Origin of the sequence: Frankia sp. Mgl5 (assembly GCF_023242985.1) — a bacterium.
In the GTDB taxonomy this organism is placed as follows: domain Bacteria; phylum Actinomycetota; class Actinomycetes; order Frankiales; family Frankiaceae; genus Parafrankia; species Parafrankia soli.
This window is the reverse complement of record NZ_JALKFY010000812.1, coordinates 1-19077: the sequence shown is the minus strand read 5'-3', so window position 1 is coordinate 19077 and position 19077 is coordinate 1. Positions and strand designations below refer to the sequence as shown.

At 73.5% G+C, this 19077-nt stretch carries 13 protein-coding genes; 6 read left to right on the top strand and 7 right to left on the bottom strand.

Annotation, left to right across the window (positions count from 1 at the left end; translation table 11 throughout):
• Positions 1-95: 95 nt before the first annotated feature.
• The 6 genes from MXD62_RS31350 to mfd all read right to left on the bottom strand — a co-directional run bounded on the left by MXD62_RS31350 (position 96) and on the right by mfd (position 10376).
• A complete protein-coding gene (locus MXD62_RS31350) occupies positions 96-500 on the bottom strand; it encodes a septum formation initiator family protein (protein WP_248832979.1) in 405 nt (134 codons plus the stop codon).
• Positions 501-507: 7 nt separating this feature from the next.
• Entirely contained in the window at positions 508-1791 is a 1284-nt protein-coding gene (gene eno, locus MXD62_RS31345) for a phosphopyruvate hydratase (protein ID WP_248832978.1), read from the bottom strand.
• 367 nt (positions 1792-2158) lie between these two features.
• Positions 2159-4153, bottom strand: coding sequence for a signal peptide peptidase SppA (sppA, locus tag MXD62_RS31340; protein WP_248832977.1), 1995 nt, complete (start codon positions 4151-4153; stop codon positions 2159-2161).
• 490 nt (positions 4154-4643) lie between these two features.
• Positions 4644-5996, bottom strand: coding sequence for a YabN family protein (locus MXD62_RS31335; RefSeq protein WP_248832976.1), 1353 nt, complete (start codon positions 5994-5996; stop codon positions 4644-4646).
• Between the two features lie 5 nt (positions 5997-6001).
• Positions 6002-6757, bottom strand: a complete 756-nt coding sequence (locus tag MXD62_RS31330; RefSeq protein WP_248832975.1) for a SurA N-terminal domain-containing protein — start codon at positions 6755-6757, stop codon at positions 6002-6004.
• Between the two features lie 58 nt (positions 6758-6815).
• Positions 6816-10376, bottom strand: coding sequence for a transcription-repair coupling factor (gene mfd, locus MXD62_RS31325; RefSeq protein ID WP_248832974.1), 3561 nt, complete (start codon positions 10374-10376; stop codon positions 6816-6818).
• 492 nt (positions 10377-10868) lie between these two features.
• On the opposite strand from mfd, the gene MXD62_RS31320 reads away from it, so the two are divergent.
• Positions 10869-11282 (top strand): MerR family transcriptional regulator, encoded by a 414-nt coding sequence (locus MXD62_RS31320; RefSeq protein WP_248832973.1) that lies wholly within the window; start codon positions 10869-10871, stop codon positions 11280-11282.
• 37 nt (positions 11283-11319) lie between these two features.
• Here the strand turns inward: MXD62_RS31320 and MXD62_RS31315 are convergent, their stop codons facing one another.
• Positions 11320-14100 (bottom strand): glycosyl hydrolase, encoded by a 2781-nt coding sequence (locus MXD62_RS31315; RefSeq protein ID WP_248832972.1) that lies wholly within the window; start codon positions 14098-14100, stop codon positions 11320-11322.
• 866 nt (positions 14101-14966) lie between these two features.
• Here MXD62_RS31315 and MXD62_RS31310 point away from each other — a divergent pair.
• The 5 genes from MXD62_RS31310 to MXD62_RS31290 all read left to right on the top strand — a co-directional run.
• The gene (locus MXD62_RS31310; protein WP_020458450.1) at positions 14967-15809 is read left to right on the top strand and encodes a sugar phosphate nucleotidyltransferase; all 843 of its coding nucleotides are present in this window, start codon (positions 14967-14969) and stop codon (positions 15807-15809) included.
• Between the two features lie 20 nt (positions 15810-15829).
• Entirely contained in the window at positions 15830-17269 is a 1440-nt protein-coding gene (locus tag MXD62_RS31305) for a DUF4910 domain-containing protein (protein ID WP_248832971.1), read from the top strand.
• On the top strand, positions 17266-18015 hold the full coding sequence (locus MXD62_RS31300; RefSeq protein WP_248832970.1) for a 2-C-methyl-D-erythritol 4-phosphate cytidylyltransferase: 750 nt from the start codon (positions 17266-17268) through the stop codon (positions 18013-18015). The genes MXD62_RS31305 and MXD62_RS31300 overlap by 4 nt, the downstream gene beginning before the upstream one ends.
• Positions 17978-18904: a hypothetical protein gene (locus MXD62_RS31295; protein WP_248832969.1), complete on the top strand. Its 927-nt coding sequence runs from the start codon at positions 17978-17980 to the stop codon at positions 18902-18904. The genes MXD62_RS31300 and MXD62_RS31295 overlap by 38 nt, the downstream gene beginning before the upstream one ends.
• Positions 18901-19077: SDR family NAD(P)-dependent oxidoreductase (locus MXD62_RS31290; RefSeq protein WP_248832990.1), on the top strand; the 177-nt coding region annotated here is incomplete at its 3' end. The genes MXD62_RS31295 and MXD62_RS31290, both read left to right, overlap by 4 nt.

Here is a 19077-nt window from a genome sequence, read left to right as displayed (position 1 = left end):
GAGCTCACCGCCCGCACCGTCCGTCCAGCCCTCGCCGTCTGCAGCGCCCGCACCGTGTACACCATCCGCACCGTGTACACCGCCCACGCCGCCGCTCACGAGGGCGGCGCCGGAGTCGGAGTAGCCGGCGGTTTGTCCAGCTGTGACCACAGCCGGCCGTACCAGGACTGGTCGCCGGAGCCACCGGCCGCGTCCGCTCCGGGCTCCACCGTCGGATGCGGCGCGGTGGGCATCAGGTACGACTTCTCCCCGGGCAGGACGAAGTGCAGCCGGCGGCGCGCCTCGTCCGCCACCCACAAGGGATCGTCGTAACGGGCCACCTCCGCGCGCAGGTCGTCGACCCTGGTCTGGCGCTGCGCGTTCGCCCGCGTGAGCTCGGAGATCTTCGCCTGCTGCTGCAGGTACAGCCGCAACGGATAGGCCAGGGTCAACACCAGGACGCAGATGACGACGGCCAGCAGCGTGGCCCTCGTCGTCAGCGCGGTACGCCGGACGGGCATGGTCGGCTCAGCCGGTGGTCGTCCGCCGCGGGAACGCGCCGGCTCCCGCGTACCGGGCGGCGTCGTCCAGCTCCTCCTCGATGCGCAGCAGCTGGTTGTACTTCGCCACCCGCTCGCTGCGCGCCGGGGCGCCGGTCTTGATCTGGCCGCAGTCGACGGCCACGGCCAGGTCGGCGATCGTGGTGTCCTCGGTCTCGCCGGAGCGGTGCGACATCATGCAGCGGTAGCCGCTGCGGTGCGCGAGGTTCACCGCGTCCAGGGTCTCGGTCAGGGTGCCGATCTGGTTCACCTTCACCAGCAGCGCGTTCGCCGCTCCCTCGGCGATGCCACGGGCCAGCCGCTCCGGGTTGGTGACGAACAGGTCGTCGCCGACGAGCTGGACGCGGGAGCCGAGCCGGGTGGTGATGCTCGCCCAGCCGGCCCAGTCGTCCTCGGCGAGCGGGTCCTCGATGGAGACGATCGGGTAGGAGTCGACCAGGTCAGCGTAGTAGTCGATCAGCTGGTCGGCTGACCGGCCGCTGCCCTCGAAGGTGTAGGAGCCGTTGGCGAAGAACTCGGTGGAGGCGACGTCGAGCGCCAGCGCGATGTCGTCGCCGAGCCCGAAGCCGGCCTTGTCGATCGCCTCGGCGATCAGGTCGAGCGCCTCCCGGTTGGTCGGCAGGCTCGGGGCGAAGCCACCCTCGTCGCCGACTCCGGTGGCCAGGCCGCGGCCCTTGAGCACGCTCTTGAGCGCCTGGTAGACCTCGGCGCCCCAGCGCACCGACTCCGCGAACGTGCCCGCGCCGATCGGCGCGATCATGAACTCCTGGATGTCGACGTTGGTGTCGGCGTGCGCCCCGCCGTTGAGGATGTTCATCATCGGCACCGGCAGCAGGTGGGCGCTCGGGCCGCCCAGGTACCGGAACAGCGGCAGGCCGCTGGAGGCCGCGGCGGCCTTGGCGACGGCGAGGCTGACCCCGAGCAGCGCGTTCGCGCCGAGGGCGGACTTGCCGGGCGTGCCGTCCAGGTCGATCAGGGTCGCGTCGAGCAGGCGCTGCTCGGTGGCCTCCAGCTCCATGATGGCGGGGCCGATCCGGCCGATGACCGCCTCGACGGCCTTCGTGACACCCTTGCCGCCGTAGCGGTCACCGCCGTCGCGCAGCTCCACGGCCTCGAAGGCACCGGTGCTGGCACCGCTCGGGACGGCGGCACGGCCGAGGGTGCCGTCCTCCAGGACGACCTCGACCTCGACGGTGGGGTTGCCTCGGGAGTCGAGGATCTCACGGGCTCCGACAGCCTCGATGGACGGCACGGCACGACCTTTCGATGGAGACGCGACCGGGGCACCGGCGCGGGACGGCATCTGCTGGCGGACAGACATCTGCTGGCGGACACGAGCGACAGCTGGCGGACAGAAACGGCATCCGGCGGACGGACGGGCACCGGGGATCCGCCGCGGCGGCCCGGCAGCCCGCGGCCCGGCGGGCGCGGACCCGGGGCACGGGGACGAGCGGCGCCGTCCGGACGAACCGGTCGGTGCGAGACTACCGCCGCCCGCGCGCCACCGCGTCGCCTCCCGGTCGCGCCACGCGGGGACGTCCCGCCGCCAGCGTGGCACCCTGATCACGCTCCGGGGTCGCGCAACCAGCGCGCATTCTGCCCGGCCGGGCCCCGCGGGACTAACGGATCTCGCCGACCGGCGGCATCACCAGGGGGCCGGCGCCCGGCAGGCCCGCCCGGGCCAGGCCGGCCCCCAGGAGCCGCTCGCCGACGAGCAGCGCGCCGCGCAGCCCGAGGCCGGCGAGCCCGGCGCCCAGCCCGGGTGCCAGCGCGGACGCCGCGGCCGGCTCCTCGCTGGACTTCGGCGCGCGCAGCCGGTCGAACACCGACGGCTTCGGCGTGAGCCGCACCCTGGGCGTCTCCCCCGCCGGCAGGCCGGCCCGGGCCCAGGCGAGGTCGATCGCGTGGGCCAGCCCGCCCAGCTCGTCCACCAGGCCGTGACGGTGGGCGTCGGCGCCCGTCCAGACCCGGCCGCGGGCGAGCTCGTGGGCGTCGCCGTGCGACATGCGGCGGGCCTGGGCGACCTTGTCCACGAAGTCGGCGTAGACGCGGTCGAGGAACTCGTCCAGCTTCGCCCGCTCGGCCTGGGTGAACGGCTGGCGCGGCGACATCATCAGCGCGTTCTCGCCGGCGGTGACGGCGCCGAAGCCGATGCCGACCTTGTCGAACAGGTCGCGCACGACCTGCTTGCCGCCGAAGACACCGATGGACCCGGTCAGCGTGCCCGGGTTCGCGACGATCACGTCCCCCGCGAGCGCGACGAAGTACCCGCCCGACGCGGCCACCGAGCCCATCGAGACCACGACTGGACGGCCCGTGGATCGAAACCGTTCGATCTCCCGACGGACCACGTCCGAGGCCACATAAGAGCCTCCGGGACTCTCCACCCGGAAGACCGCGGCGGCCACAGAAGGATCACGTGCCGCGGCGCGGAACGCTGCCGTGACGGCGTCGGCGGCCAGCACCGGCCCCGAGAACGGCATCGTGGCTCCGCCGAGGACCACCGGCCCGGTGCCGTGCACGAGCGCCACCACCGACGTGCGCGGATCGATCTCCGGCGCCACCACGCCGTTGCCCGCGCGCGACGGGGCCGCCGCACCGGCCGGCCCCTCGTCCCCGGGACCACCGGCCGTCGCCGCAGGGGAACGGCCGGAGTCGCGCATGAAGATCGTCGCCGGCAGCGACGAGGCGAACGACCCGGCGCGGCGCACCGGCGACTCGGCCTTGCGGACGGCCGCCCGCCGGTAGGCCGAGATGTACCGCAGAACCGGCTCGATCGCGTCCCCCGCATCGCCGTCCGGGTCCACCTCCCCACCCGGGGCCGCGCCGGTGTCGGTGCCGGCGGCCCCGGCGAGCGCGCGGGCCCGCTCCCGGGCGTGCTCGTAGACCTCGTCGCGGTAGCCGATCCGGTCGACGAGGCCGGCGGAGAGCGCGACGTGGCCGGCCAGCGGCGCGTCGTCGATCAGGCGCCGGACCTGGTCGGCCGGCAGGCCCCGGCTTTCCGCGATCCCGGCGATGATCTGCTCGGCGCTGGAGTCGACGATGCGGCCCAGCGCCTCCCGGTGGGCGGGGGTGAAGTCCCGCTCCACCAGCGTGTTCACCGCGTTCTTGTACTCGTGGCGCTGGCCGATCTCGACGGCGACGCCGAGCCGGTCGAGCGCGTCGCGCAGGAACGGGGTCTCCATCGCGACGCCGGTAAGCCCCAGGTCACCGGGCGGTGCGAGCCAGATCTCGTCGAACGCGCAGGCCAGGTAGTAGGCGACGGTGCCGCCGCCGAACTCGCCGAAGGTGTCCGCGTAGGCGAAGGCGACCCCGCCGGAGGCCCGGAACTCGGCGACGGCGTCCCGGATCTCCTGTACCCGCGCCAGCGGCATCCCGCAGGCGGCGACGTGCGCCACGACGACGCTCGCGCGCTCGTCCCGAGCCGCGCGACGCAGCCCGTCGACGATCTCCCGCAGGCCGGTCCGCCGGTGCGAGACCGCCGCCGTCAACGGGTCCGTGGGCACGCCCTCGACCGGATCGGAGGTCAGGTCGAGCTCGAGCACGAGCGGGGCGTTGCGCCGCCGCGCGATCCGCTGGACGTCGGCGACCACCTGTCTGGGCGTTCCAACCATGCTCAAAGGCTAGACGCAGGACCGGTCAGGTTTCCCAACCCCGCTGTCAACCATCGCCTGGAACCGAACGGTCAAGAGTCAGCTGGACAGGACAGGTCGATGCGGCTGTCGGGGCCGACGCCGCACCCACACCAGACGGCGGCACCGGGGAACACCATGCGCGGCGCGCGGTCCGGGGGCGGCGGGTCGGTGCTTGAGGGTCGGGGGCTCGGGGTCGGGTCGGGAGCGGGGGGCTGGCTCGGGAGACGGGTCACCGGGAGACTGGGCGCGCGCTGAAGCACCGGGGTCCCGGACAAGCCGGAAGGTGGGGATTATGCACGCCTGTCGGGCCTGTATGCACGGTGCCGAGGGACCGTGGCGGTTGAGTGACAGCGAGGACTCACCCACCCGCCACGCATCGCCGGGCGGCGGCGTCCGGCTGCATAACCCCCCGTGCCGCGCTCTGGTCAGCGGCCGTCACCGCCGGGGGCGACGCTAGGTCAGGCCTCGCTCACGGGGCACCGCCCGCGGCGCCCCCGCCCCGCGGGGGGAGGCTCGCGGATGCCCACAGGTCTCGCCAGATGTCGGCGGCCAGCCCGCCGGGCTCCTCGCCGCGGGCGAGGGCGGCGTACTCGGCCCGGGCCAGCGTGTCGCGGAAGTGCCGGGCCCGCGCGCGCAGCGCGGTCTCCGGGTCGACGCCCCGCTCCCCCGCCAGCACGACCGCCGCGAACAGCAGATCCCCGATCCGCTCCTCGGTACCGGCGTCCACCCCGGCCCCGGCGTCCGGACCCTCAACCTGATCAGTGGACGGCCGATCACCCGGGCTGACTGTCCCGATCTCCCGGGCAAGCTCCGCGACGAGGTCGGGCACACCGGTCCCGGCACCCCCAGCACCCCCGGAAACCCCGAAGCCCCCAACACCCCCGGCACCCCCGGCACCGCTGCCAGCAGGGTGGCGGGGAAGGGCCAGCTCCGGCGGGAGCCCGAGCTTCGCGGCCCGCCGCAGCAGCTTGGCGGCCAGGAAGAGCGCCGGCGCGGAGAGCGGCACGCCCTCCGTCACCGACTTCCGGCCCTTCTCCTCGGCCTTGATCGCATCCCAGTTGGTGACGACGTCATCCGCGCCGGAGACCGCGACGTCACCGAACACGTGCGGGTGGCGGCGGATCAGCTTGGCGGTCAGCCCGGCCGCGACGTCGTCGACGTCCCAGCCCGCCCCGCCGGACTCGGCGGCGACCCGCGCGTGGAAGAGCACCTGCATCAGGACGTCGCCCAGCTCCTCGCGCAGCTCCGCGAGGTCCCCGTCCTCGATGGCCTGGTAGGCCTCGTAGGCCTCCTCGAGCAGGTAGGGGGCCAGCGAGACGTGGTTCTGCTCGGCGTCCCAGGGGCAGCCGCCGGGCGAGCGCAGCCGGTCCATGACCGCGACCGCGTCGAGCAGCGCCGACCCGGGCAGCTCGCGGGTGGCGACGAGCAGTTCGACGACGGCCCCCGGCTCCGCCGAGTGGTCCTGGTCGGTGAGGGCGGCGCGCAGCGCGCGGTCGGCGGCTGTCGGCGAGACCGGGTCGAGCAGCCACGCGACATGGGTGCCCGGCCCGGCCACCGCCCGCAGCTCGGCGACCGGATCAGCCTCCGCCCGGCCCGACGGCACCACACCGGCCTCGGCCGACAGCCCCGCGCCGGGTTCGGACGGCGGAGCGGGGCGCAGCACCGAGACGTCGACGCCGGCCTCGCGCAGCGCCGCGGCCTGGGGATGCTCCGGGCTCGCCGTCCAGACCCGGGCCGAGCGGAGCACGTCCCAGGCGGCGGCGGTGAGCAGGCCGGGGGCCACCCGGGCGCTGGTCGAGACCAGGGTGATGCGGGTGGTCACGCCGGTCAGGAGCCCAGTGTCAGGTCGAGCGCGGACTCCGGCGCGGCCGTCGTGGCGATCGTCCCGGGGGCGGAGACCACGGCGAACTGCTTGTCGTCCCACGAGCCGAAGCGCGGGTTGATCGAGACGTGCTCCCGGTCGGCGGCCTCGGTCAGCAGCGGGCGGAGCTTGACCGCACGCTGGTCGGTGGCCAGGAAGCGCTGCAGGTACGGACGGGCCGCCTCGAAGGTCAGCGGAAGTTTGCCGACCTGCGCCACGATGCTGTCGTACTGCGTGCGGGCTTCGGCCACCGAGGCGAGCGTGTTGGGCGCGATCTTGTCACCGATGGCGGACTCCAGCGCCCCGGTGCGCACGATCACGCCGACGTCCTCCTTGGCGAAGCCGGCCGCGGCGGCCCGCGTCTCGAAGGCCTCGACGCTGCCGAACTGCAGGACGGCGTATGCCTGGTAGTAGGCATCGACGTCCTGGCCGCTCAGCGTGACCCCGAGGCGGTCCGCCTCGGACTCGAGCACCTGGAGCTGCACCAGGGTGGTCAGCGTGCGGCGCTGCAGCTCGGCCCGGTCGAGGCTCTGCGCCGCCTGCTGGGCGGGGACGGTCGAGACGGCCTCGAAGCCGCGGTCGACGATCCCGCGCACCGTGGAGGTCTCGATCGTGCTCGACCCGACCTGCGCGGCAGCCCCGGCGTGCGTCGTGCATGCGGTACCTGCGATGCCGGTGAGCACGACGAGCCCGAGCCCGGCCAGAAGACGCGGAAACTTCACGGTGCTGACCGTATCCGCTCGCCGGGCTTGAACGGTATAGGGCTATCCGGTGCGGCCCTCACCGACTTGCGGCGGCGGCCACCGAGTCGCCGGCGACGGCCTCCAGCAACTGGCCGGCCCAGGCCAGCAGCGCACGGTCGCGCAGCGGCCGGGAGCCGATCCGGCCGGTCTCGGTGGGCGCCGGCACCAGCACCGTGCGCACGGCCTGCTTGACCACCGCGCCCTTGTAGAGCCTGGTCAGCCGCAGGGTCTGGCTCTCCCGCAGCTCCAGCGGGGCGAACCGGACCTGCCGGCCGGCCACCGTGATCTCGGTGACGCCGTACCGGCGGGCGAGCACCCGCAGGCCGGCGACGGCGAGCAGGTTCTCCACCGGCTCGGGCAACGGGCCGAACCGGTCGGTCAGCTCGCCGCGGACCTCGGCGATGTCGGCGTCGGAGACCGCGCCGGCCAGCCGGCGGTAGGCGTCGAGCCGAAGCCGTTCGCTGGGCACGTAGTCGTGCGGCAGGTTCGCGTCGACGGGCAGCTCGACCTTGACCTCCGGCGGCTCCTCGGCCTCGCCCTTGTACTCGGCGACGGCCTCGCCGACCATCCGGACATACAGGTCGAAACCGACCGATGCGATGTGGCCGGACTGTTCGCCGCCGAGCAGGTTCCCGGCACCGCGGATCTCCAGGTCCTTCATCGCGACGGCCATGCCGGCGCCCAGGTCGTTGTGCTGGGCGATGGTGGCCAGCCGGTCGTGCGCGGTCTCCGACAGCGGCCGGTCCGCCGGGTACAGGAAGTAGGCGTAGGCGCGCTCACGGCCTCGCCCGACCCGCCCGCGCAGCTGGTGCAGCTGGGAGAGCCCGAAGTTGTCGGCCCGCTCGACGATCAGCGTGTTCGCGTTCGAGATGTCCAGGCCCGACTCGACGATCGTCGTGCAGACCAGGACGTCGAACTTCTTCTCCCAGAAGGAGACCATGACCTGCTCGAGGGCGTCCTCGTTCATCTGGCCGTGCGCGGTGGCGATCCGCGCCTCGGGCACCAGCTCGCGCAGCGCGGCCGCGGCCCGGTCGATGCTCTCCACCCGGTTGTGGATGAAGAAGACCTGCCCCTCGCGCAACAGCTCGCGGCGGATGGCCGCGGTCACCTGGCGCGGGTCGTAGGGCGCCACGGACGTCAGCACCGGGTGGCGCTCCTCGGGCGGGGTGTCGATCGTCGACAGCTCCCGGATACCGGTGATCGACATCTCCAGGGTCCGCGGGATCGGCGTGGCGCTCATGGTGAGCACGTCGACCGCGGTCCGCATCTTCTTCAGGTGTTCCTTGTGCTCGACGCCGAAGCGCTGCTCCTCGTCGACGATCACCAGGCCCAGGTCGGAGAACTTCGTCTCGTTGGAGAGCAGGCGGTGCGTGCCGATGACGACGTCCACCGTGCCGTTGGCGAGGCCGTCGAGCACGGCGCGCTGCTCGGACGGCGCGTTGAACCGGCTCACCGCCTTCACCGTGACCGGGAACGGCGCGTACCGCTCGGCGAAGGTCTGGTAGTGCTGCTGGACGAGCAGTGTCGTCGGGACGAGGACGGCGACCTGCCGCCCGTCGGTGACCGCCTTGAAGGCCGCCCGGACGGCGATCTCGGTCTTGCCGTAGCCGACGTCACCGCAGATCACCCTGTCCATCGGGACGGGCTTCTCCATGTCGGCCTTGACCTCGTCGATGGCCGCGAGCTGGTCGGGCGTCTCCCGGAAGGGGAAGGCGTCCTCCAGCTCACGCTGCCAGGGGCTGTCGGGGCCGAAGGCATGGCCGGGGGCGGCCATCCGGGCGCTGTACAGCCGGATCAGCTCGCCGGCGATCTCCTTGACGGCCTTGCGCGCCCGGCTCTTGCGCTTGCCCCAGTCGGCGCCGCCGATGCGGTCCAGGCTCGGGCCCTCGCCGCCGACGTAGCGGCTGATCTGCTCGAGCTGGTCGGTCGGCACGTAGAGGCGGTCGCCGCGGGCGTACTCGAGTAGCAGGTACTCGCGCTTGGCGCCGGCCACCGTGCGGGTGACCATCTCGACGTAGCGGCCGACACCGTGGGCGTCGTGCACGACGAGGTCGCCGGCGCTCAGCGCGAGCGGGTCGATGCCCTTGCGCCGCCGGCTCGGCATCCGGCGCATGTCCCGGGTGGTGACCCCCCGGGCGCCGGCGAGGTCGGTCTCGGTGAGCACGGCCAGCCGCAGCGTGGGGCTGACGAACCCGGCGCCGAGCTGGGCCTGGGTGACGACGGCGACCCCCGCGGCGAGCTCGGCGTCGGCCGCCAGCCGCGCGCCGAGATCGGCCTCCCGCATCATCTCGACGAGCCGCTCGGCCGGGCCGTGGCCCTCGGTGACGAGCAGCACCCGCCAGGAGTCGGCGAGCCAGCCCTTGATGTCCGCGGTGGCCCGCGCGGTGTCCCCGTGGTAGGCCGTGGCCGGCCGCAGACTGGCGACGACCGTGTCGTCACCGAAGGCGTCGTCGCCTCCGGCCGCGGCTCCGGGGTCGGAGGCGAACGGGCTGACGGACCACCAGGGGATACCCAGCTCGGCGGCCCGCTCCCGGACGTCGGCGACCGAGCGGTAGGTCGCCGCGCCCAGGTCGATCGGCGCCCCGCCGCCGAGCGCCGCGACGCTCCACGAGGCGTCCAGGAACTCCTGGCTGGTGCGGACCAGCTCGCCGGCCCGGGTGCGCACCCGCTCGGGATCGCAGACCAGCACGCGCGAGCCCGCCGGAAGCTCGTCCAGCAGCAGGGTCATCTCGTCGGTGAGCACGGGCGCGAGCGCCTCCATGCCCTCCACCGGGATGCCCTCGGCGATCTTGTCAAGCATGTCGACGAGCTGCGGGTGCTCCCGCGCCAGCTCCGCCGCGCGGGCCCGGACCTCGTCGGTGAGCAGCAGCTCCCGGCACGGCGGCGCGAACAGCTCGGCCGCCGGCTCGCCGTCCTCTGCGGGCAGCGCTCGCTGGTCGGCGACGGAGAAGCGGCGGATGTCGTCCACCTCGTCGCCGAAGAACTCGATCCGCAGCGGGTGTTCCTCGGTCGGTGGGAAGACGTCGAGGATCCCGCCGCGGACGGCCATCTCGCCGCGCCGCTCGACCAGGTCGACGCGGTGGTAGGCGATGCCCACCAGGCGGACGGTGACCTCCTCGAGGTCGGCGGTGTCCCCCTTCGCCAGCGCGACCGGGGCCAGCTCACCCAGCCGGGCCACCTGCGGCTGGAGCACCGAGCGGACCGGTGCCACCACGACGGCCAGCGGGCCCGCACCGGTGGCACCGCCGGTGCCCGGGTGTGCGAGCCGGCGCAGGACGGCCAGCCGGCGCCCCACCGTGTCCGCCCGCGGCGAGAGCCGCTCGTGGGGCAGCGTCTCCCAGCTCGGGTACACCGCGACGCGCTCGGGACCCAGCAGGCTGCCCACCGCGTCGGCCAGGTCCTCGGCCTCGCGGCCGGTCGCCGTCACCGCGAGGACGGTGTGACCGGCCCGGGCCATCGCCGCCGCCGCGAACGGGCGCAGCGCCGTGGGCCCGGCCAGGTCGAGGACGGGTTCGTCCGGCGAGCCCAGCGCGCGGGCCAGCGCTGGATCACCACCGGGGCGGGCGACTAGGGCGTCGAGCAGCGGCGCGAGGGTCATGTGATCCGTCCCGTGCCTCTCCAGTGCTAGCGAATCCGGTGCCGACGGACTACGCGGCGGCCACGGCGATGCGGCCAGACGGCGGCCGACTCCGGTTGCAACAGCGATCCGACAGACGGTATTGCCGGCCGTGAGGATCGCCGGCTGTGGGAACCGGACGGAGGACAACCTCCGCCGGCAGGCCGACCACCCCGCTGGGCACCGAAGAGGATGTACCCCGGACGCGACGCACTACCGGATGTGGCACCGACCCGGACGGGCACCCCGCGGACCACACCGCCGCGGCGACGGAACCCCCGGATACGGAGCCACCCTGGGTGCGGAGGCGTCCCGGATGCAGCCGTCCCCGGCGAGGTTCCCGGGCGGCGGGGTCGATATGACCAGCCTACGGCAGGGCGTCCGATCGAGATGCGGGCGCCGTGTCACGGATCGACGTACAGTCGTCAGACGCCCGGTTTGCTACCGGCGACAGATGCTGACGTAAGGGTCGACTTGTCCACCACGCGACGCCGTGACGTCCACCAGATCGGGGACGTCGCCGAGCGGGTCGGGCTGTCCCTGCGCACGGTTCGGTACTACGAGGAAGCCGGCCTCCTGATGCCGGTCGGTCGGACGGTGGGCGGCTTCCGCCTCTACGACGACGACGCGGTCGACCGGCTCTTCCTGATCAAGAAAATGAAGCCGCTCGGCTTCACCCTGGAGGAGATGCGCTCCCTGCTCGTGCTGCGCGACGAGCTCGAGGAGGCGGACCTGCCCACCGAACGGCGCGCCGAGCTCCAGGCCCGGCTGGCCACCTGGGTCGCCCTCGCCGAGGAGAAGCTGATCACACTGCGCGAGCAGGTGCAGGTGGCCGAGGCGTTCGTCGGTGGACTCCACGACGACGCCGGCCGCTCCAGCGCCTCCTGACCGGCCGCCCGCCGCGGCCCGGGGTCGCGGGTGGGTGTCACCAGAGCCGTTTGTAGGTGTCCGCCGAGCGTGGGTGGCGGTTGGGGCTGAGCAGGGACGAGTGGACGTTGCCCGGGACGTCGTCGCTGAAGTACGCCTCGTAGGCGAGGATGTCCGCGTTGCGCTCGAAGATGCTGTACATCCGCTCGATGTAGACCGGGTTGTCCCCGCCCGCCTGGCCGACGGCACCGGCCTTGGTGTTCTGCTGGCTGACCACACCCCACTCGGGCACCGAGAACAGCTTGTTGTGCCGGCGGGCGAAGCTGATCACCTGGCACAGGCCTTCGGTGGCGTCGCACTGGGCGTCGAAGGCGCTGAGGGTCGGGCTCGGCGGGTACTGGTCGTAGCTGTCGATGCCGATGACGTCGACGTACTGGTCGCCCGGGTAGACGGCGAAGGCGCTGCGCGGCCCGTGGGCGTTGATGTTCCAGTCGATGCGGACCTTCGGGCTCGTCGCCTTGATCGACGACGAGGCGTTGCGGAAGCACTGTACGTAGGCCGTCGGGCTCGCTGAGGCCCGCCAGGCGAACCAGTCGCCGTTGAACTCCCAGCCGAGGCGGACGAACGAGTCCCCACGGCCCTCGCTGACCAGCCACCGGCCGAACTGGCGCCATTTCGCGTTGTAGTCACCGGCGGCACAGTCGGTGAGATTTCCCAGCTCCGGGCCCTCATCCGGAAAAAGGGGAACGCTGACGACCAGGGTGCCGGCGAAGTTGGAGAAGGTCGACGCGCTGCGGCCGATCCAGGGGTTCACGATCGCGTCCCAGCTGTTCCGGTCCGTATAGGTGACCACCACGTCCACCGGCCGGCCGCGGAACTGCGCCCACGCCGTCGCCTCCGCCACCGTGTGCGCGGCCACCCCGCTGGGGAAACTCCCCGCGGTCGCCGCCCGCGCCACGCGGGTCACCTGCCCCGGTGGCGGGGCGACCGCGCCGGATCCGGGGGCGGGCTCGGCCGAGGCGGGCGCCGGCGGCGGCACGGCGGCCGGCGAGGGTGCGGCGGACGGAGTCGGCGTGACCGGGGCCGCGTCCACGCTCGCCGGGCTGTTCTGGGCCGGCCCGAGCATCCAGGCGACCAGGGCCAGCACCGCCGCCAGGGCGACCAGGCCCACCGGCAGGTAGGGGTGCCGCCCGGGCTTCGCGCCCCAGTGCTCGATGATCCAGTCGGTGACCCGGTGTGGCAGCGATGCGTCGGCCGCCGGCTCGGTCCGCGGCGGCTGCGCGGAACCACGCCCGTCCCGGACGGGGTCGGCGATGGGCAGCACCCCGGTGACGTGCCCGCCGGCGGACCCGGGCCGTGAGCGCTCGGACCGAGCACGGTCAGACCGGGCGCGATCGGACCGGGTGCGGTCGGACCGGGTGCGGTCGGTGGCCGAACGCCGCTGCCGCGACCGCTCCGGCTGTTCCTGCGCCCGCCCGGTCGGCTCCTCCCCCCGCCGCGACCGCTCCGGCTGGTCGTCCGACCGCTGGGCGCGCTCCGGGCCGGTCACCGGCCGCGAGGACCGCTCCCGCGCGGCGGTGCCCTCCCCGGGGGCCCGCTCGCGAGCGCCGTCTCCGCGACGGGCTCGCTCCGAGGCCCGCCGATCACGGCCCGGCTGATGGTTCCGCTGGTCACGGCCCGGCCGTTGGCTCTGCTGGTCGCGGTCCCCGCGTTCGCTCGCGCCCTGCTCCGGCCGGGACGGCGGGAGAATCATCGTCTCGTCCGCGCGTTCCCCGCCCGGCCGGGTGGGCCTCGGTCCGCCGGGCCGCGGCTCTCCTTCCCAGTCTCGCCGCTGGAAACGCTGGGTGGCGGGATCACCGGGCGGCCACGTCGCGGACGGTGACTCCGACGGTGGCGGCGGTGGCACCCGCGAGCTCGGTGCCGAGAACGACGGTGCCGAGAACGGCGGTGCCGCCGGCGGCGGGACCGGTGCGGGCGGTGCCGAGGATGGCGGTGACTCGAAGGGCGGTGGGGTCCACGGGGCGGGACGGGAGGACTCGCCGGCCCAGTCCGGCTCATCCCAGTGCCCCGCCGCGCCGGGGCGCCCGTCCGCGCCGCGGTACGGATCGCGCCCGTGGCCGGGCTCGCCGTACCCCGACGTGGGCTCACCGGCGCCGCGACCCGCGGGCCGGCCGGGTCCGGACCGGTGCCGTTCAGGCTGACGCTGGCGCTGTTCGCCCTCGCCGGGGCCAGGCCGGTCGGATCCGGGGGCGTCCCATCCGGGCACGTCCCATCTGGAGCCGCGATCGCGCCGGGACCCGCTGTGGCCCCGTCCGCGTTGGCCGGACTCGTGGTCATCGGGCCATTCCGCCCCGGACTCGCCGCGCGCCCCGGACTCGCCGCGCGCCCCGGACTCGCCGCGCGCCCCGGACTCGCCGCGCGCCCCGGACTCGCCGCGCGGGGCGGATCCCGGGTAGGCCGGGCCCTCCGGGTAGGGGGCGATCGGCGCGGCCGGCGAACGGCGGCGCGCCGGCCGGCGCCGGGAGGAGAGCATCTCGGGGTCAAAAGGTGAGCCGGGAGCCCTGCCGGTGGCCGGCTGGGCGGGAGGGGCGGGAACCGCGGCCGCTCCAGCGGGCGGCGAGGCGGAGGTGGCGCCGGTGGCGGCCGTCGCTCCGGTGGCCGGGCCGGGCCCCGGAACCTCGTCACCGCGCCGATAGACCCCGATCGACCGGTCGGACGTCGGCCGGGTGCCCGCGGGGCCGTCGTCGACGACCCATTCACCGGTCGGCACGTCGGCCCGGCTCGCGCGGGTCAGATCGGGGCGGCTGAGGCCGTGGCCGGGCCACTCGTCAGGCGGCATGGGATCCACCCCCGAGTGCGTCGTCCCGCCGAACCGGGGCCTGAATCATGTTGAGCCGTTTACTAAAGGTAAAAAGTATGGCCGAGAGCATGGATCTTACCTCCCGGCCGACGTAGAGAAAGACAACGGTATAGGCGCGCCGAGGCCAGCGACCGCGCGGGCCGGGGGATGACATGGAGACGACGGACCGCATCCTTCATCCCAGGACATCCGGCAAACCGTAACAAGGACGACGCACACCGGTGCCAAAGGGACCGCGGAAGAGCCCCCGCGCACCGGCACTCACGTCAACGTCGACAGAGCCGTCCGGCCGGGTGGACGGGGTCCGACCCGCCCATGCTGACCAGGTACTCCGGGACCGTGGACCGGCACGGAAGGGGCGGTACGGTACCGTTGCCGCGTCGCGCCCGGCGCTCAGGTCGGCGGTTGGCCGCCGTCACGCGCACACGCGATCAACGCGCAGGAGAACACGCGAATACGCGATCACACAACAGTGGACCAGGAAACTCCGCGGACCGACTGGAGGACACCGCACGTCCGCCCCCGACAGGTGACGGGCGTCGCGAGCTGCACACCTCTACACTCCGGCGGCTGGCGACCGTGCCGGCCGGCAGGAGCCGCGCCGGCCGAGTCCGAGGGGAACCGGGCCCGCCGTCGGGACGGACGGCCGCACCGGCCAGCGCCCGACGCGGGAGACGACCCCTCCCGCGGCCGGTGCGCACCGGCGGAGCCGGTGAGCCGGTACGGCCAGTGGCACGGACCCCGTCACAGCCCCGCACCGGCTCTGCCTCCGGCACCTGGCCATCCGGCACCGAGCCATCCGCCCCCGGGCCCGCCGGGGCACTGACACGGGAGACGCGACAGCTTTGACCACCGAGACAACCCGAGCCCTCTCGACGGATGCCGCAAGCGTCGACCCGCGCGACATTCCGGTCGTCATCCTCTGTGGCGGCATGGGAACCCGGCTGCGCGAGGCCAGCGAGAAGCTCCCCAAGCCCCTGGTCGACATCGGCGGTAAGCCGGTGCTGTGGCACATCATGAAGACCTACGAGCACTACGGTTTCCGCAAGTTCGTGCTGTGTCTCGGCTACAAGAGTGACCTGATCAAGAACTACTTCCTGGCCTACCGCCAGCAGGTCGCCGACTTCACGCTCAAGCTCGCCGACGACCACACACCGCAGTTCCACAACACCGCCGGCGACGAGGACTGGGAGGTCACCTTCGTCGAGACGGGACTGCTCACCGGGACGGGCGCCCGCCTGCGCCGGGTGGCGCAGTACCTCACCGGCCCCCGCTTCATGATCACTTACGGTGACGGCGTCGGCGCCATCAACGTGGCGGACGTTCTCGGCGACCACATCCGGTCCGGCCGGATCGGCACGGTCACCGGCGTGCGGCCCTCCAGCCGTTACGGCGAGCTGGTCACCGAGGGCAACGCCGTCACGCAGTTCGCCGAGAAGCCCCCGGCGACCGGCTGGGTCAGCGGCGGCTACTTCGTCTTCGAGCGCGAGTTCGTCGACAAGTACCTCGACGATGACCCGTCCACGATGCTCGAGCGCCACCCGCTGCAGCAGCTCGCCCGGGACAACCAGCTCACCCTGCACACGCACGAGGGGTTCTGGATGGGCATGGACACCTTCCGCGACTGGACCGAGCTCAACCAGCTGTGGGACGCGGGCACGGCGCCGTGGCGCGTCTGGGCCGACTGACGGAACCGGACGCCGCTCCCATGAGTACCACGCCCCTGAGTACCGCGCCCATGACCACCGCCGGCATCGACGCGGTCGGGCGCCGCCTGCACGACCTGGTCGCCGCCCTCATGCCCCCCATGCGCTCCATCACCGGCAGCGGGGTGCGGGCCACCCTGGACCTCGTGCGCGCGGCGCTGCCCGCGCAGATCCCGTTCACCGTGCACGAGGTGCCGTCGGGCACGCCCGTGCTGGACTGGACGGTCCCGCGGGAGTGGAACGTCGCCGGCGCCCGGCTGGTCGGGCCGGACGGGCGGGTCGTCGTCGACGTCGCCGACAACCCCCTGCACCTGCTCGGCTACAGCACGCCCGTGCGCGCGAGGATGCCGCTCAGCGAGCTGCGCCAGCACCTGTACTCGATGCCGGACCGGCCCGACTGGGTCCCCTACCGGACGTCCTACTACAACGACGCGTGGGGCTTCTGCCTCACCGACCGTCAGCTCGCGGCGCTGCCCGACGGCGAATACCAGGTCGAGATCGACACCTCGCTCACCGACGGGTCGCTGACCTACGCCGAGATCGTGCTGCCCGGGACCACCGACGAGGAGTTCCTCGTCACCACGCACACCTGCCACCCGGCGATGGCCAACGACAACTCCTCCGGCATCGCCGTGGCCGCCGAGCTGGCGTCCGCGCTGGCCGCGCGGGAACGCCGGTTCACCTACCGGCTGCTGTTCATCCCGGGGACGATCGGCTCGATCACCTGGCTGGCCCGCAACCCGGCGGCGGTCGGGCGGATCCGGCACGGCCTGGTGCTCACCGGTCTCGGTGACCGCGGCGCGCCGACCTACAAGCGCAGCCGGCGCGGCGAAGCGGTCGTCGACCGGGCGGCGGCGCGCGCGCTCGCCGAGACCGGACGTCCGCACCGGGTCGTCGGCTTCTCGCCCTACGGCTACGACGAGCGCCAGTTCTGCTCGCCCGGCTTCGACCTGCCGGTGGGCCGGTTCGGCCGCAGCCAGCACGGTGAGTACCCGGAATACCACACGTCGGCAGACAACCTCGACTTCGTGACGCCGGAGTCGCTGGCGGACTCGTTCGCCATCCTGAACCGGACGATGGAGATCTGCGAGGCCGACCGGGTCTGGCGCAACACCTCCCCCTACGGGGAGCCCCAGCTCGGCCGGCGCGGGCTGTACCGCTCGATCGGCGCGACGATGAACCGCGCGTCGATCGAGATGGGCCTGCTGTGGGTGCTCAACCTCGCGGACGGCACCCGCACCCTGCTCGACATCGCCGAGCGGGCCGAGCTGCCGTTCGACGCGGTCGCCAACGCCGCGGACGCGCTGGCCGGCGTCGGCCTGCTCACCGAGGACGGCCCGGCCGTCGACTCGCCCGACACCGCTCCCATCGCCGCTCCCGCCACGGTCGCGCCGCCCGGCACCATCGCCGCCGCGCCGGAACCCGCGGTAGTGATCAGATGAGTTCGGCGGAATCTGCTCAACCTGCTCAACCGGCTCCCGGCGGGCCGGCCTGGGCGATCGTGCTGGCGGCCGGTGGCGGCACCCGGTTCGGCGGGCCCAAGCAGTTCTCCGACCTGGGCGGGCTCCCGCTCGTGGCGCATCCCGTCCGGGCGGCCGCGGCCGCCTGCGACGGGGTCGTCGTGGTGCTCCCCGCGCCCCTGCTCGACCGGTGGGCCCCGCCGGACGGCGTGCGCGCCATCGCGGGCGGCGCCACCCGCGCCGAGTCCGTCCGGGCCGGGCTGGCCGCCGTCCCCGCCGAGGCCGAGGTGATCGTGGTGACCGACGCCGCGCACCCGCTGGCCACCGCCGCGCTGTACAGCTCGGTTGTCACGGCGGTGCGGGCGGGCGCGGACGGCGCCGTGCCCGGCCTGCCGCTCACCGAGGTCGTCAAGGGGGTCCTGGCCAGCGGCCCGGACCTGGTCACCGGGGCCTCGCTGGCGCGCGAGACGCACCGGCTGGTACAGACCCCGCACGCCTTCCGCGCCGCCGCCCTGCGCGCCGCGCACGCGGGCGCGGTCGAGGCCGTGGAGGACTCCGCCATGGTCGCCGACGCCGGCGGACGGGTGGTCGTGCTGCCCGGCGAGCCGGCCAACATCCACGTCACGACGCCGGAAGAGCTCGAGATCGCCCGGCTGCTTCTCATCCACGTCCAGAGCGAGGGGGAACCCGATGAGCACAGTGCTGCTCGACTCAGCGCTGTCCGATGACGAAAGGCGAGCCAAGCTGTACGCGGGCGAGCTGTTCGTCTACTCGCCGCGGCCCAGCACCACGGCATTCGTCGAGTTCACCCGCGAGCTGATCCGGGACGCCTTCGGCGACCTGGACCCCGAGACGGCGCAGCACCACATGCCCGTCGAGGAGTACGCCGCCCTGCTCGCCGACCTGAAGCCGCGTTTCATCCACCACCCGACATGCAAGGAGCTCCTGCCGGCGATGCTCGCCGAGCTGGGCTGCGACATCAGCAAGACCTACTTCGACGTCCCGCGGCTGCGGACGTCCACCAGCGACGACTACCTCACCTCGGGTATCGCCTACGCCTTCCACCCGCACCGCGACACCTGGTACTCGGCGCCGTTCTGCCAGCTCAACTGGTGGATGCCGATCTTCGACATCGTCCCGGAGAACGGGCTGGCCTTCCATCCCCGCTATTTCACGCAGGGAGTCAGGAACAGCTCGCGCACCTACAACTACTACGAGTGGAACAAGACGAACCGCGCGTCGGCCGCCAAGCACATCAGGACCGACACGCGCGTGCAGCCGAAGCCCGAGGAGGAGGTCGAGATCTTCCCGCAGACTCGGGTCGTCGCGCCCCCCGGCGGAATGCTGGTCTTCTCCGGTAACCAGCTCCACTCCTCGGTGCCGAACACCTCCGGCCGCACCCGGTTCAGCATCGACTTCCGCACCGTGCACTACGACGACGTCGTGAACCACGTGGGCTCGGTGAACGTCGACTCCGAGTGCACCGGCACGACGATGCGCGACTATCTGCGCGGCACCGACCTCACCCGCATCCCCGAGGACATCTGCCTCAGCTACGACACCGCTCCCCCGCTGCCGGACGCGATCCTCGTCTACGAGCCCCAGACCACCGCATGACAACCACCACCGGGGAACCGAACCCGCCGGCCGGCCAGGTGACCGGCGCGGCCGGCGCGGCCGGAGTCGTGCGCCCGCTGGCCGGCCGGGTCGCGGTGGTCACGGGCGCGTCGAGCGGCATCGGTCGCGCCGTTGCCGCCCGCCTGGCCGCCGACGGCGCGACCGTGCTGGCC